This is a genomic window from Haemophilus sp. Marseille-P9675, assembly GCF_916862695.1.
Lineage (GTDB): Bacteria > Pseudomonadota > Gammaproteobacteria > Enterobacterales > Pasteurellaceae > Haemophilus > Haemophilus haemolyticus_K.
Genome location: NZ_CAKASP010000003.1, coordinates 171,321 through 186,361, shown reverse-complemented (window position 1 = coordinate 186,361; position 15,041 = coordinate 171,321). Strand labels below are relative to the sequence as shown.

The 15,041-nt window shown below is 41.3% G+C and carries 15 protein-coding genes and 1 tRNA gene; 8 read left to right on the top strand and 8 right to left on the bottom strand.

The features are described 5' to 3' along the window. The first annotated feature begins 63 nt into the window (after window positions 1-63). The 3 genes from waaF to rfaC are packed head-to-tail and all read left to right on the top strand — an operon-like array spanning window position 64 to window position 2,959. Window positions 64-1,104 carry a lipopolysaccharide heptosyltransferase II gene (gene waaF / locus LIX50_RS06775; protein ID WP_048953419.1) on the top strand — a complete coding sequence of 347 codons (1,041 nt, stop codon included), beginning with the start codon at window positions 64-66 and terminating at the stop codon, window positions 1,102-1,104. Next, window positions 1,101-2,006 carry a DMT family transporter gene (locus LIX50_RS06770; RefSeq protein WP_048953420.1) on the top strand — a complete coding sequence of 302 codons (906 nt, stop codon included), beginning with the start codon at window positions 1,101-1,103 and terminating at the stop codon, window positions 2,004-2,006. Before waaF ends, LIX50_RS06770 begins: the two co-directional genes overlap by 4 nt. Continuing rightward, window positions 2,003-2,959, top strand: coding sequence for a lipopolysaccharide heptosyltransferase RfaC (gene rfaC / locus LIX50_RS06765; protein ID WP_048953421.1), 957 nt, complete (start codon window positions 2,003-2,005; stop codon window positions 2,957-2,959). The genes LIX50_RS06770 and rfaC overlap by 4 nt, the downstream gene beginning before the upstream one ends. 43 nt (window positions 2,960-3,002) lie before the next feature. On the opposite strand, the gene LIX50_RS06760 is transcribed toward rfaC, so the two are convergent. Continuing rightward, a complete protein-coding gene (locus LIX50_RS06760; RefSeq protein ID WP_048953423.1) occupies window positions 3,003-4,226 on the bottom strand; it encodes an MFS transporter in 1,224 nt (407 codons plus the stop codon). Window positions 4,227-4,402: 176 nt separating this feature from the next. After that, window positions 4,403-4,492: transfer RNA gene (locus tag LIX50_RS06755), tRNA-Ser, on the bottom strand. 124 nt (window positions 4,493-4,616) lie between these two features. On the opposite strand from LIX50_RS06755, the gene dauA reads away from it, so the two are divergent. The 5 genes from dauA (at window position 4,617) to dusC (ending at window position 9,689) form a co-directional block, all read left to right on the top strand. Then, window positions 4,617-6,359 carry a C4-dicarboxylic acid transporter DauA gene (gene dauA / locus LIX50_RS06750; RefSeq protein ID WP_140524073.1) on the top strand — a complete coding sequence of 581 codons (1,743 nt, stop codon included), beginning with the start codon at window positions 4,617-4,619 and terminating at the stop codon, window positions 6,357-6,359. A 70-nt stretch (window positions 6,360-6,429) separates the two neighbouring features. Continuing rightward, window positions 6,430-7,146 carry a ribonuclease PH gene (gene rph, locus LIX50_RS06745; RefSeq protein WP_048953425.1) on the top strand — a complete coding sequence of 239 codons (717 nt, stop codon included), beginning with the start codon at window positions 6,430-6,432 and terminating at the stop codon, window positions 7,144-7,146. Between the two features lie 24 nt (window positions 7,147-7,170). Beyond that, a complete protein-coding gene (pyrE, locus tag LIX50_RS06740; RefSeq protein ID WP_048953426.1) occupies window positions 7,171-7,812 on the top strand; it encodes an orotate phosphoribosyltransferase in 642 nt (213 codons plus the stop codon). Window positions 7,813-7,890: 78 nt separating this feature from the next. Further along, complete coding sequence (djlA, locus tag LIX50_RS06735) at window positions 7,891-8,757, top strand: co-chaperone DjlA (protein WP_048953429.1); 867 nt, start codon at window positions 7,891-7,893, stop codon at window positions 8,755-8,757. Continuing rightward, window positions 8,757-9,689 (top strand): tRNA dihydrouridine(16) synthase DusC, encoded by a 933-nt coding sequence (dusC, locus tag LIX50_RS06730; RefSeq protein WP_048953431.1) that lies wholly within the window; start codon window positions 8,757-8,759, stop codon window positions 9,687-9,689. The genes djlA and dusC overlap by 1 nt, the downstream gene beginning before the upstream one ends. A gap of 39 nt (window positions 9,690-9,728) precedes the next feature. Here dusC and rpoH read toward each other — a convergent pair whose 3' ends face one another. The 6 genes from rpoH to ureC form a co-directional block, all read right to left on the bottom strand. Then, entirely contained in the window at window positions 9,729-10,574 is an 846-nt protein-coding gene (rpoH, locus tag LIX50_RS06725; RefSeq protein ID WP_005626842.1) for an RNA polymerase sigma factor RpoH, read from the bottom strand. Window positions 10,575-10,711: 137 nt separating this feature from the next. Then, window positions 10,712-11,023, bottom strand: coding sequence for a DUF2322 family protein (locus LIX50_RS06720; RefSeq protein WP_048953432.1), 312 nt, complete (start codon window positions 11,021-11,023; stop codon window positions 10,712-10,714). 30 nt (window positions 11,024-11,053) lie between these two features. Next, a complete protein-coding gene (locus LIX50_RS06715; RefSeq protein WP_048953434.1) occupies window positions 11,054-11,761 on the bottom strand; it encodes an urease accessory protein UreF in 708 nt (235 codons plus the stop codon). After that, complete coding sequence (ureE, locus tag LIX50_RS06710; protein WP_048953435.1) at window positions 11,746-12,303, bottom strand: urease accessory protein UreE; 558 nt, start codon at window positions 12,301-12,303, stop codon at window positions 11,746-11,748. The genes LIX50_RS06715 and ureE overlap by 16 nt, the downstream gene beginning before the upstream one ends. A 356-nt stretch (window positions 12,304-12,659) precedes the next feature. Continuing rightward, complete coding sequence (locus LIX50_RS06705; RefSeq protein WP_048953437.1) at window positions 12,660-13,280, bottom strand: glutathione S-transferase; 621 nt, start codon at window positions 13,278-13,280, stop codon at window positions 12,660-12,662. A gap of 37 nt (window positions 13,281-13,317) precedes the next feature. Continuing rightward, complete coding sequence (gene ureC / locus LIX50_RS06700) at window positions 13,318-15,036, bottom strand: urease subunit alpha (protein ID WP_048953439.1); 1,719 nt, start codon at window positions 15,034-15,036, stop codon at window positions 13,318-13,320. Window positions 15,037-15,041 lie beyond the last annotated feature (5 nt).

The window sequence follows — 15,041 nt, the reverse complement described above, 5'->3', positions numbered from 1 at the left end:
ATCAACAGAGTGCGGTTAAAAATCTCGGTATTTTTGACCGCACTTTTATCTGAAAGACAGAAAATGAATATTCTAATTATTGGCCCTTCTTGGGTTGGCGATATGATGATGTCGCACAGTTTGTACCAGCAACTGAAAATTCAATATCCAAACTGCAATATTGATGTGATGGCACCGAATTGGTGTAAGCCTTTGCTTGCGCGTATGCCAGCGGTGCGTAAGGCGATTGAAATGCCACTAGGGCACGGGGCCTTTGAATTGGGAACGCGTTATCGTTTAGGGAAATCTTTGCGTGAACAATATGATATGGCGATTATTTTGCCTAATTCATTGAAATCGGCGTTTGTTCCTTTCTTCGCAAAAATTGCTCATCGTCGTGGTTGGAAAGGCGAAAGCCGTTATATTTTATTGAATGATTTACGAGCCAATAAAAAAGATTATCCAATGATGGTGCAGCGTTATGTTGCATTGGCTTTTGAAAAAGATGCTGTACCAAAAGCTGATGATATTCCTATCTTGAAACCCTATTTGACGGTTGAGCCAGCGCAACAAGCTGAAACCTTAAAAAAATTTGAAAAACAAACCGCACTTTTAGGCGAAAGTCCGATTATCGGTTTCTGTCCTGGAGCTGAATTTGGCCCAGCAAAACGTTGGCCACATTATCATTATGCAAAATTAGCAGAAATGTTAATTACCCAAGGCTATGCGGTGGAGCTATTTGGTTCTGCTAAAGATGAACTAGTGGGCGAAGAAATTCGTCAAGCGCTGCCAGAAGAGTTGCGTGAGTTTTGTGTCAATTTAGCAGGAAAAACCAATTTAAATGAAGCAGTGGATTTAATTGCAAATTGTACGGCAGTCGTGACAAATGACAGTGGTTTAATGCATATTGCGGCAGCCGTAAATCGTCCATTGATTGCACTTTATGGACCAACTAGCCCGCAATATACGCCGCCACTTTCGGATAAAGCAACGATTATTCGTTTAATTGAAGGTGGATTGATTAAAGTCCGTAAAGGCGACAAAGAGGGGGGGTATCATCAAAGTTTGATTGATATTACGCCGGAAATGGCATTAGAAAAATTAGAGGCATTATTAGCAAAATGAACCCTCTACGTATACATTTACAATTAATTGGAATGGTGATTTTATGGGGCGCCTCTTGGCCTTGGGGACGAGTGGTTGCCCAAGCTATGTCGACATTTGTTGCTTCAAGCGCGCGCTTTTTTTTCGCCATTATTCCACTCATTATTTGGCTATATGCGGCGAATCGTTTCAAATATGCTAAACAACTGCGACCTAATCAATGGGTAGGGTTATTGTTAACGGCTTTGCTTGGGATCTTTGGTTATTCGACTTTCTTTATTTGGGGTTTGAAATATGTTCCAGCAGGGCAAGGAACGATGGTCGTTGCCTCTAATCCCGTCTTTACGATGTTTTTTGCTATTTTATTATTTAAAGAAAAATGGAATCGCTGGGTTGTTTTAGGGATGATTATTGCCATTAGCGGTTCTTTGTTAGCCATGACAAAAGGGAATCCAACTAACCTCTTACAAAATTTTGGATTCGGTCAAATGTTATTGCTTTGTGCTTTAGTTTGCTGGGTTGCTTATACTTTATTGGCTCGTAAAGTATTAATCGGAATTGATTCTCTCACCGCTACCACGATTTCTTCTACTTTTGGTTTTTTCATGCTGACGTTGGCAGCATTATGGACGGAAAGTGCGGAAGATTTGGCAACCGTATTTCAATTAAATGGATCGCAATGGTTTAGTTTACTTGGTCTTGCATTTGGCTCAACGGTATTGGCTTATGCATGGTATTTTGATGGTGTGAAACACTTAGGGGCGGGCAATGCCTCGGCCTATATTATTCTTGTGCCGATTTTAGGCATTTTATTCTCCGCCGTTTGGTTGAATGAACAAGTGGATTTCTCCTTAATTATTGGGGGCATTTTAGCCGTATCTGGACTTGGAATTATGCATTGGGGAAGAAGGTTAATTAAATGAAAGTATGTGTGATTAAAACTTCCTCTATGGGGGATGTGATTCATACTTTGCCAGCATTGACTGATGCACAAAGGGCGATACCAAATTTAAGCATTGATTGGGTGGTGGAAGAAAACTTTGCAGAAATTCCACGTTGGCATTCTGCCGTAAATCGAGTGATTCCTATTGCTTTGCGTCGTTGGCGTAAATCACCTTTTTCCATTCAAACAAGAAATGAGTGGAAAAATTACCGCACTTTGTTGCAGGCTGAAAACTATGATGCGGTAATTGATGCACAAGGGCTCATTAAAAGTGCATTATTTGCAACTCGTTTCGCTCAAGGCGTGAAACATGGCTATGATCGTCAAAGTATCCGAGAGCCGTTAGCATCTTTTTTCTACGATAAAAAATATGCCATTTCTTATCAACAGCATGCGGTGGAACGAATTCGTCAGCTTTTTGCTCAAAGTTTAGGTTATGAATTGCCTCAAGTTCAGGGCGATTATGGTATTGCTCGCCATTTTCTTCATCAAACTTCAGAACAAAACTATGTGGTATTCATTCATTCTACAACTCGGGCAGATAAGCATTGGGAAGAATCAGAATGGCAAAAATTGATTGAAAAAATTACCGCACTTTCTGATTACGAAATTCGCTTGCCTTGGGGAAATGAACTAGAAAAAGCGCGAGCAGAGCGTTTGGCTCAAGGTCATTCTAATGTGATCGTGTTGCCTAAGTTAACTTTAACGGAGCTTGCAAAACAGCTTGCAAATGCGCAAGCTATCGTGTCGGTGGATACAGGATTGGCGCATTTAACTGCCGCTTTGGATAAGCCCAATATTACGCTTTATGGCTCAACGGATCCTAAATTGATTGGTTGTTATGGTAAAAATCAGCATTACTTATCGGCTAATTCAATGAAAGAGATTTCAGCTGAACAAGTATCCTCACAATTGCTTACTTTTATTTCATAAAAAATGCTCGCATTTGGCGAGCATTTTTATCTTTTATATTTTCTTAGTCTAAGGCTTTACCTTTTAATTCAGGGATTAAGAAAATTGTCGCTAACATATCAATTACGTAGATAATCGCAAGTAGGGCGATGGCCGTTTGGAAAGAGTAGGCGAGTACAACTGCGCCCACAACCACAGGTCCAAATCCCCCTACGGCACGACCAATATTGAAAAGTACGTTTTGTGCGGTTGCTCGAGCTTCTGTTGGGTAGGCTTCTGCCATTAATGCACCGTAACCGCCCATCATTCCGTTCACAAACATACCTAAAAATGCCCCAGCAAGAAGCATGATGTCAGGATCGGTAAGTTGTGAGTAAACCACAATACTTATCACTGCGCCTAATTGGAAAAGTAAGAAACTTGGTTTGCGTCCGATGCGGTCAGCGAGTTGTCCGAAAATCCAAATGCCAGCCATCATGCCACAGACGGTAACGGCTGTCCAAAGTCCAGATTTAGTTAAGCTGAATCCCAGTTGTTTTGATAAGAAATTAGGTAACCAAATCATAATACCGTAATAACCGAAGTTTTGTACGGAGGTAAGTACAACGATACCAAGACTAATTTTGCTCGTGGATTTGTCTTTAATCAGAAGCTGAAATGAACGTAATTTATCAGTAAAGCTGGATTGCGTTGAAAGTGCGGTTTGTTTTTGAGTGAAAATTTCAGGTTCGTGCAGATGAGAACGTAAGAACCAAGCGACAAATGCAGGGAAGATACCCACCAAGAACATTCCACGCCAACCAATATGCGGGAGCAATAATGGTGTAAGCAATGCGGCACCTAACACACCAGCTTGCCAACCTAATGCAACATAAGATGCAGCTTTAGCTCGGTGACGTGCAGGCCATGCTTCCGCTGCTAGAGCCATCCCAATTCCAAATTCACCGCCTAAGCCAATGCCAGCAATTGTGCGATAAATTAGTAAGTCCCAATAACCTTGTGCAATCGCACATAAACCAGTAAACACCGCAAAGAGAAGAATGGTCCAAGTAAGTACGCGTACACGACCGTATTTATCGCTTAATGCACCAAATAAAATGCCGCCAAATACGGCACCAATCAGAGTCCAAGTTACAAGAGATCCACCTTGTGCGGGTGTTAGATTTAAGTCTGCGGAAATTGCACTAAGCATGAAACCTAAAATGAGAAGATCGAAACCGTCCATTGCATAGCCGACGGCAGAGCCAATTAAGGCTTTCCAGCCATAACTGTTTACTTTGTTTGTCATGATGTGTCCTTTTGTTACTCGCGGGTAACATTTAAAGTGAAAAGAGAGGTGATTAAAAATCGGTGGCTAGTTTACTGCATTGATGAAAAAATTCAATGAACAGAATACGAAAAGAAGAATAAAAAATTGATTTTGAATAAGAAGGAAAGGAGAAAAATAAGGGGATTAAATTAGGATGGCGGTGAGAAAGGGATTCGAACCCTTGATGCAGTTTCCCACATACACGCTTTCCAGGCGTGCTCCTTCAACCACTCGGACATCTCACCGTAAAAGGTGCGCAAACTATAAAGATTTGCTCCAGTTTAGTCAAGTTTTTTGCGCTAGAACATAAAAAACTTTTAAAAGTTTCGCTAGAATAACCGCACTTTATTTATCGTTTGTAGTTTTTTTATGCATATTAAAGCGTTATTTTCTAAAAATGTTTTTTTAGCCGTAAAACCCTTTAGCGCGCTGAAAGATTCTTTTCGTTTAGGTTATTCGATAAAATCGCTGATTCGCGACATTATTTCAGGGTTGACCGTGGGGGTGATTGCGATTCCGCTTTCCATGGCTTTGGCTATTGCGAGTGGTGTGCCGCCACAACATGGTCTTTATACGGCAATTATTGCGGGTATCGTTATCGCGCTGACTGGTGGTTCTCGTTTTAATATATCTGGCCCTACAGCCGCTTTTGTTGTGATTCTTTACCCAGTTACTCAACAATTTGGGCTAAGTGGTCTTTTGATGGCAACGTTGCTTTCTGGGCTGATTTTGGTTTTGATGGCGTTATTTCGTCTAGGGCGTTTAATTGAATATATTCCGTTGCCCGTCACCTTAGGTTTTACTTGTGGGATTGGTATTACTATTGGTACTTTGCAGATTAAGGATTTTTTAGGGCTTTCCATAGAAAAAATGCCGGCGTATTATCTTGAAAAAATCCAAACAATTTTTACCGCACTTCCTACGATAAATTGGGCGAATGCAGCAGTTGGTGTGGTAACACTATTAGTCCTGACTCAATGGCATAAATTGCGTTTGGCAGTGCCAGGGCATTTACCTGCCGTGATTATTGGCATGATTTTAGCTCTAGCATTACAGCATTTTGGTTTTGAGGTGGCGACGATTGGATCTGCATTCCAATATACTTTGCCTGATGGTTCCATTGGCCATGGGATTCCTAATGTATTGCCAGATTTTTCTCTGCCGTGGAATATTCCTGATGCGCAAGGTCAATTAATTCATTGGGATTTTAATAGCTTACAAGCATTGTTACCTGCTGCTTTTTCAATGGCGGTATTGGGCGCAATCGAATCACTTCTTTGTGCCGTGATTTTAGATAATATGACAGATACTAAACATCACTCTAATAACGAGTTATTAGCGCAAGGCTTGGGAAATATCATTTCTCCGTTTTTTGGTGGGATTACTGCAACAGCTGCGATTGCTCGTTCTGCGGCTAATGTGAAATCAGGGGCGGTATCGCCAATATCGAGTGTCGTACACGCAATACTTGTTTTATTCGCTTTACTTTTGTTTTCGCAAGCGCTTTCTTATTTGCCTTTGTCATCGATGGCTGCTTTGTTGTTAGTGGTGGCGTGGAATATGGCAAGTGTGCACGACATTATTCACCTTGCTCGCCGTTCAGGCAAAAATGAAATGGCGGTGTTGCTCACTTGTCTTATTTTAACTGTATTATTTGATATGGTGATTGCGATTAGTGTCGGAGTGTTGCTTGCAAGCCTCTTGTTTATTCGGACGATTGCTGAGATGACAAAAGCCATTGAACACAATGCGCCTGAAGATTTAGATGATGTTTTGGTTTACCGAATTAGCGGTCCGCTTTTCTTTGCCGCGGCGGATAAATTATTTGCGGATTTGCATGATAGAACGGTTCATACTGATCATGAAATCCGACATATTGTGCTGCAATGTGATGCCGTTACAGTGCTTGATGCTGGTGGCATTCATGCGCTTACCCGATTTGTTCAACATATGTTGCAGCATCAACAACTTTACTTGTGCAATATGCAGTTTCAGCCGTTGAGAATGTTAGTTAAATCTAATTCTTCGCCAGATATTCAAAAAATTAATTTTGCGGCAGATTTAAACGAAACTTTCCATAAAATTCGTGACTTTGAAAAAACTACCCAATAATGAAAACTAAAGCGTGCTAGAATAGTGCGCTTTTTTATTACATCGTTCGAAACCATATCAAGGAATAATTATGCGTCCAAATAATCGAGAAAATAATCAACCCCGCCAAATTAAAATTACCCGTAACTACACCAAGCATGCTGAAGGTTCTGTGCTTGTTGAATTTGGTGATACCAAAGTGCTTTGTACTGCAACCGTGGAAGATGCTGTACCACGTTTCTTAAAAGGACAAGGGCAAGGCTGGGTCACGGCTGAATATGGAATGTTGCCACGCTCAACACATAGTCGTATGCAACGTGAAGCGGCCAAAGGTAAACAATGCGGACGCACAATGGAAATTCAACGCTTAATTGCCCGCTCTTTGCGCGCAATGGTGGATCTCAAAGCACTTGGTGAACGTGCGATTACTTTAGATTGCGATGTTATTCAAGCAGATGGCGGCACACGTACCGCATCCATTACTGGTGCTGCAGTTGCATTATGTGATGCGATCAATGGTTTAATTGAGAATGGCACGTTAAAAACTAACCCAATTAAAGGGCTAGTTTCGGCAATTTCTGTAGGGATTGTTGATGGTCAAGCTGTTTGTGATTTGGAATACGTGGAAGATTCTGCAGCGGAAACTGATATGAATGTTGTGATGATGGAAGATGGTCGAATGATTGAGGTGCAAGGCACCGCAGAAGGCGAGCCATTTAGCCATGAAGAATTATTAACATTATTAGATTTAGCGAAACAAGGTTGTAATCAAATTTTTGTCGCTCAACGAGAAGCGCTAGGCTTATAAACATAGTTTATAGGGATTAAAAAGATGGAACAATATAAACGCGATTTTATCGAATTTGCTTTAAGCCGAAATGTATTGAAATTCGGAGAGTTTACTTTGAAATCGGGGCGTAAAAGTCCGTATTTTTTCAATGCGGGTTTGTTCAATACGGGGGCAGATTTAGCGAGTTTAGGCGAGTTCTATGCTGCGGCAATTCAGGCAAGTGCGGTAGATTTTGATGTTGTTTTTGGCCCCGCTTACAAAGGTATTCCAATTGGCACTTCAGTTTCGGTGGCGCTATTTAATCGTTATGGTATTGATAAACCCGTGTGTTTTAATCGCAAAGAAGTGAAAGATCACGGAGAGGGCGGTAATTTAATTGGTAGCCCATTACAAGGAAAAATTTTGCTTGTGGATGACGTGATTACGGCTGGTACTGCGATCCGTGAATCTATGGAATTAATCAGTGCAAATAAGGCAGAGCTTGCGGCAGTATTAATCGCCTTAAACCGTAAAGAACGAGGAAAAGGCGAGCTTTCAGCAATTCAAGAAGTAGAACGTGATTATCAATGCCAAGTGCTGTCAATCATTGATTTAGATGATTTGATGCAATTTATCGAACAAGATCCGCGATACAGTAGCCATTTGCCAGAAATGCGTGCTTATCGTGCTGAATTTGGCGTATAAAACTTGAGAAATAAATTTTTGTCATCATTATAAATAACATTATAAAAATAACCGCACTTTGACTTAACAGGGGAAAGAATGGGATTTATTGGAAAAATTATAGGCGTATTTTTAGGTTGGAAAGTTGGTGGATTTTTTGGTGCGATTGCAGGGCTCATTTTAGGTTCCATCGCAGATAAAAAATTGTATGAGCTTGGTTCGGTAAGTTCCAGTTTCTTTAAAAAGAAAACAACGCGTCAAGACTTGTTTATGCAAACCACCTTTGCGGTGCTAGGCCATTTAAGTAAATCGAAAGGGCGTGTAACAGAAGAAGATATTCAATTAGCTAATCAATTAATGATTCAGCTTAAATTGGATGATGCGGGGCGTAAATTAGCTCAGGATGCGTTTCGTCGCGGTAAAGAATCTGATTTCCCAATTCGCCAGGTTATCCGTGAATTTCGCATTGGTTGTGGGCAACGTGCTGATTTATTACGAATGTTCTTACAAGTGCAAGTTCAAGCGGCTTTTGCCGATTCAGAACTTCACGAAAATGAGAAAGAAGTGCTTTATGTAATTGCTGAAGAACTTGGTCTTTCTCGTATGCAATTTGAACAAATGATTGCGATGGAAATGGCTGCTCGAGCTTTTACTCAAGGCGGTTTCTATCAGCAATATCAACAAGGTGCCTATCAAGGTGGCTACCAATATCAGCAACAAAATAGTGGTGGTTACCAACACGCTTCAGGCCCGACTTTAAATGATGCCTATAAAGTATTGGGTGTGACTGAGTCCGACGAGCAAAACATGGTTAAGCGTGCTTATCGTCGTTTAATGAATGAACACCATCCAGATAAACTTGTGGCGAAAGGTTTACCGCCAGAAATGATGGAAATGGCAAAAGAAAAAACTCAACAGATTCAAGCCGCTTACGATTTAATTTGTAAAGCAAAAGGCTGGAAATAGTGCGTGTTATTCTTGCGCCTATGCAAGGGGTTCTTGATCCCTTTGTACGTCAACTCCTCACCGAAGTGAATGACTACGATTTATGTATAACAGAATTTGTCCGCGTAGTTGATCAACTTCTCCCTGAAAAAGTATTTTATCGTTTATGCCCTGAATTAAAAAATAAGGGCTTTACTTCCTCTGGCACACCAGTGCGAGTGCAGTTGCTCGGGCAGCATCCAGAATGCCTTGCTGAAAATGCGATTCGTGCGATCGATCTTGGTTCTCATGGCATTGATTTAAATTGTGGTTGTCCCTCTAAAACTGTGAATGGTAGCAATGGCGGTGCGGCATTATTGAAACAGCCTGAATTGATTTATCGTGCAACTCAAGCCTTACGTCAAGCAGTGCCCAATGAGTTTCCTGTTAGTGTAAAAGTGCGGTTAGGCTGGGATGATATTTCACAAGCTTTTGAAATCGCAGATGCGGTAGAGCAAGGCGGTGCAACCGAAATTACAGTTCATGGACGCACAAAAGCCGATGGTTATCGTGCAGATCGAATTAATTGGAAAAAAATTGGTGAAGTCCGAGAGCGTTTATCCATTCCAGTTATTGCTAACGGAGAAATTTGGCATTGGCAAGATGGGCAAGATTGCCTATCTCAAACAAGTTGTCAGGATTTAATGGTGGGACGAGGCGCGTTGAATATTCCGAATTTAAGCCATGTTCTGAAATCAAATGCAGTAAAAATGCCTTGGTGTGAGATTCAAAAAATCTTGAACAAATATGCTAACGTCGAAAATGAATATGACAGTGGTTTTTACCATGTGGCACGAATTAAACAATGGTTACGTTATTTGAATAAGGAATATGATGAGGCGAACCAAGTGTTTGATAAGATTAAGACTTGCCAAACTGCTGAAGATTTGAAATTACGTTTAAATGATAAATAAAAAACCTGCTAATCAGCAGGTTTTCTTTTTTTAAATTATTTAAAAACTCACCGCACTTTTTAATTTTTTCAGTGCATTGGTTTCTAATTGACGGATACGTTCCGCTGAGACATTATATTTTGCCGCTAAGTCGTGTAATGTTGCTTTGTTATCATCTAGCCAACGAGCTTTGATAATATCCTGACTACGCGCATCTAGACTTTGTAGCGCCGCACCTAATTGCTCGGTTGCTTGGCTTTCAAAGTTTTCATTTTCAAGCTCTGCTGCGAAATTGGAACTTTTATCTTCCAAATAAAGGGCGGGAGAATAAGTCTCTGTTTCTGCATCATCAGTGGGTAAATCAAAACCTACATCCGCACCGCTCATACGCGATTCCATTTCGATCACATCTTCTTTGGAAACACCCAATTCATTTGCCACGATATCAACTTCATTTTCGTTAAACCAACCTAAACGTTGTTTAGTTTTTCGTAGGTTGAAAAATAATTTACGTTGAGCTTTCGTGGTTGCGACTTTTACGATACGCCAGTTACGAAGAACATATTCGTGGATCTCAGCTTTAATCCAATGCACAGCGAATGACACCAAACGTACACCAACTTCAGGGTTAAAACGTTTAACCGCTTTCATTAAGCCGATATTGCCTTCTTGGATTAGGTCAGCTTGTGGCAAACCATAGCCAGAATAGCCACGTGCAACATGGATCACGAAACGAAGATGCGACAAAATGAGTTTTTTCGCGGCATCTAAATCCTCGTGATAATACAAACGTTCTGCCAATTCCTTTTCTTCCTCTGCAGTCAGCATCGGATATTCATTTGCCGCACGAATATAACCTTCGATACTGCCTTGAGGAACTAACATCATTTGTGTTTCTTTATCCATCGTTTCCCTTCTTTATTTTGGCTTTTGCCAATCAATGAACCTAGTTATAGCACAATAAGCTATCTTATTGAACCAATTTGTTAATAAGACAGGTTTTATCAATCAAAAGTTCAATTATTCTAAATAATTCTGATTAATTAGCAAAGTGGAATCAGGGTTAAATTAAGATTTTCATTAATGACTTTAAATAGTAAATCAATGTTCGGATGCTTGCCTGGATTCGCTTTAGCATCTTCTACGTGTTCTGCAAACCATTCAACACCTTGTTGTGCGGAAGTGCGGTTTAATTTCCCGTTAAATTTTTCAGCCAATGCATTATAAAGGCGAAGAGAACCTAATTTACCGGGTATGGCTGGAATGTTGTGGATAATCGTTTTACCATCTGTCACATTTAAACCAGTTAAATGATCGATTGTGGGTAAGGTTTCTAAAATTTCTTTAAAGCTCATTTTGCTTTTCCTTAACTGTTTTCAATATTATTACGACATATAGAGTCGGGTATAAAGCGTTTCATGCTGGATAGCTCGAATATCATTCGCCAGCGTTGCCGCACCAAGCCACTCTTCGTCGGGTTCAAGGCTTAATTCTACCGCTTGTACGAGCGAGCCACGCAAGTCAAACAGAATATCTTGCCCATTCATTTGGCTGAGAGGAATCAATTTCACTCCATTAGTAATTGCCCCCACTGCGGCATTGTAATAAAAAGCGTAGAGCGTATCGGCTTTGCTTAACCCCATTGCTTGAGCAACCATTGCAAACACGATAGGGAAGTAGCCTTGCACGCGTTTTTCGACAATCGCTTGTTGGTAAGCGGTGAGCAGCGTATGTGTTTCGTAGCGAATAAAAATTTTCAGCAAGCGTACACCGAGTTTAAAGCTCCCTTCACGGCTTTCGCGTGCCACTTTAGTGGCGGAAAGTTGCCAATCCAGCTCACACAAGCTGTCAAAATTACCTTCGTTCATTGCATCGAATGCAAGGGAAAGATACGCACCGTCGTTGTAAATCCAGTTCTGCAACAGCTGGGTTTGCACATACTCTTCGAGAGTTGCTTTAGTCGAAACAACGCCTTGCTGGACGAAGGTTTCTAAGCCATTGGAGTGGTTAAAGCCCCCAATAGGTAAAGTGGGATCGACTAAGTGAAGCAACGCACCTAAATCTGCCAAGCTTCGGTTTAATGTTGATGCCAATTGTCGTCTCCGTGATGATGATAACCGTGATGAGCGTGCGAATGGCTATGTGAATGCACGTGTCCTTGTGCCGAATTGGCACGTAAGGCTTGGCTTAAACGGCGTTCCGCTTTTTGAGGATGAAATCCCGCCGCTTGCAGCCACTCGAACATCGGTTTATCGTAAGGCAACGTGACTTCATCACCATCTAAAAAGAGCGGTGAATGTTTGTTGCCGATTTCATAACAGGCTCGAGCCATTTCAGGCAGGGTTTTCGGCGAAAGCACAATCACTTCGCTTGGCAAGATTTCGATCACAATCGCCAACTCATCACTGATAAACACCACATCATTGTGTTTTAAACGTTGCCCTTCTTTTAGCAAACGAAAGGCAACTTCGCGCCCCGTATTTGTGGTTTTACGCAAAATATTCCGTTCGCTTTCATACCACTGCAATGCCACGCGTTCAATGGTTTGATGTGTAATTTTGCCTTCAGTTTGGAGGCTAACTAAGTCGCCTAAAATAGTATCCATAATAGGCAAAATGGGGTTGAGGATTTTCATTTTTGTATTACTTATTTTCTTCGCTAATTAAGGCTGCCAAATCTCCCCTTCCCCTCTTTGCTAAAGAGGGGGGCTTTATAAATTTGCTGTCACCTGACTAATTTATATTTGCTATATTAAAGTAGAACAATGATATAAAACCTCGCTCATTCCTTCCCCCCTTTGCTAAAGAGGGGATTTTCTTTATAAATTTGCTGTCATCTGACTAATTTATATTTGCCATATCAAAGTAGAACAATGATATAAAATCTCGCCCGTTCTTTCCCCTCTTTAGCAAAGAGGGGGTGGGGAGATTTAGCAGAAGAAAATACGGAGAAATTAGATTATTTAGACCTATTTCATGACGCAAAAAATGGTTACAAAGTAGGTATTGTCTCGCTTAAAACCTCATATTTTTCATTCATCTCTGCCGCCCAAGCGGTTAAATTTGGAAATTCTTTTGCAAGATCTAATCCAATTTTTTCTGCTCTAAACAAGAACCAATCAATGACTGCAACCGCCGTTAACGTACCAATGTTTAATTCCGTGCCAAACGGTTTTAAATCTTGCTCAAGTCTTGCAAAATTTTGAAGATTACGTTCGGTTAGTTGTTGATGGCGATCTGTCCACCATTCACTTTCAGGGCGAAGCATTTTTTCAGCCATCATTGGCACGGTGTTTTCCATAATGCCATCGGCTAAATTATGCAACGCTAACGCTGCCCAGCGTGGTTTGCCGCTTTCTGGAATGAGTTTAGGTTCTACCTTGCCTTTTTGATCAAGATATTCACAAATCAGCAAACTGCCATAAAGCCAATTACCACAATTACGTTCTAACGCTGGCACTCTGCCCAGAGGATTTGCCTGATTATGCGGAGAGCTTGCATCAAATGATGAACCAATTTTAATCAGTTCTGTTTTGTCTAAGAGTTGTTGATATTTCAATGTTACCAGCACTTTACGCACATACGGGCTGGTGGTGGAGTACCAAAGTTTCATTGTAAATTCTCCTTAAAATTTGACCGCTCTTTTCTGCTTAGAACATAAAATATCGTTGTCCCAATGGCACCGTATCCACTGGTTCGCAAGTAATGAGTTCGCCATCCACTCGCACTTCATAGCGTTCTGGATCTACCGTAATTTCAGGTGTCGCGTTATTGTGAACGAGATCTTTTTTACCCACGCTACGGCAGCCTTTCACGGCAATGGTTTCTTTGTTTAAACCAAATTTTGCACGAATATCTGCTTTTTCAGCGGCTTGTGAAACAAAGAATACCGCAGTTTGTGCTGTTGCTAAACCTTGTGCACCGTACATCGGACGATAGAATACAGGTTGCGGTGTTGGAATAGAGGCATTTGGATCGCCCATTTTGGCGTAGCTAATAAAACCTTTTTTAATTACCACTTCCGGTTTTACCCCAAAGAACATCGGTTTCCATAATACGATATCTGCAATTTTGCCCACTTCTAATGAACCAATATGATCCGCAATACCGTGTGCAATCGCTGGGTTGATAGTGTATTTTGCAATATAGCGTTTAATACGGAAGTTATCGTTTCCTTCATTGCCTAACTCACCACGTTGCATTTTCATTTTATCTGCAGTTTGCCATGTACGAATAACGACTTCGCCAATACGTCCCATTGCTTGAGAGTCAGAACTCATAATCGAGAAAACGCCTATATCATGCAAAATATCTTCTGCTGCAATAGTTTCAGGACGGATACGGCTATCGGCAAAAGCTACGTCTTCCGGCACGCGTTTATCTAAGTGATGGCAAACCATCAACATATCCAAATGTTCATCAATGGTGTTTTTTGTAAACGGACGAGTCGGGTTGGTTGAAGCGGGTAATACGTTTGGATACATCGCTGCTTTAATAATATCGGGCGCATGTCCGCCGCCCGCACCTTCCGTGTGGAAGGTGTGAATCACACGTCCATCAATCGCTTTCATGGTATCTTCTAAGAAGCCACTTTCATTTAGTGTGTCGGTGTGAATCGCTACTTGAATATCCATTTCATCTGCCACTTTTAATGCAGAATCAATTACTGCAGGCGTTGCGCCCCAGTCTTCGTGGATTTTTAAACCTAATGCACCCGCTTTAATTTGTTCGCGTAGCGGATCTAGGGTTGAACAGTTACCTTTACCAAAAAAGCCTACGTTGACAGGCAAAGCTTCTGCCGCTTGGAACATACGCTCCATATACCAAGCGCCTGGCGTACAAGTGGTCGCGTGTGTGCCATCAGCTGGGCCTGTTCCTCCACCAATTAACGTGGTAACACCGCTTTCAATCGCATGTTGTGCTTGTTGCGGACAAATAAAGTGAATGTGGGTATCAATACCGCCAGCGGTTGCAATTAAATGTGCACCGTTATGCACTTCCGTGCTAGCACCGATAATCATGTTTGGCGTGACGTTATCCATAGTGTCAGGGTTACCAGCTTGTCCAATACCGACAATACGCCCATCGCGAATACCAATATCAGCTTTGATAATGCCTAATTTAGCATCAATGATCATCACATTGGTAATCACAAAATCCAATACATTCGGATTGTCGCGAGTTGCGGTGCCGCTTTGCGCCATGCCATCGCGCACACTTTTACCGCCACCAAATTTACACTCATCGCCTTTGGTCAATAAATCTTGTTCAATAGTTGCCCATAAATTGGTATCGCCTAAACGGACTTTATCGCCAACGGTTGGGCCGTAAGTTGCTACATATTGTGCTCTTGAAATTGTTAATGCCATTTTGC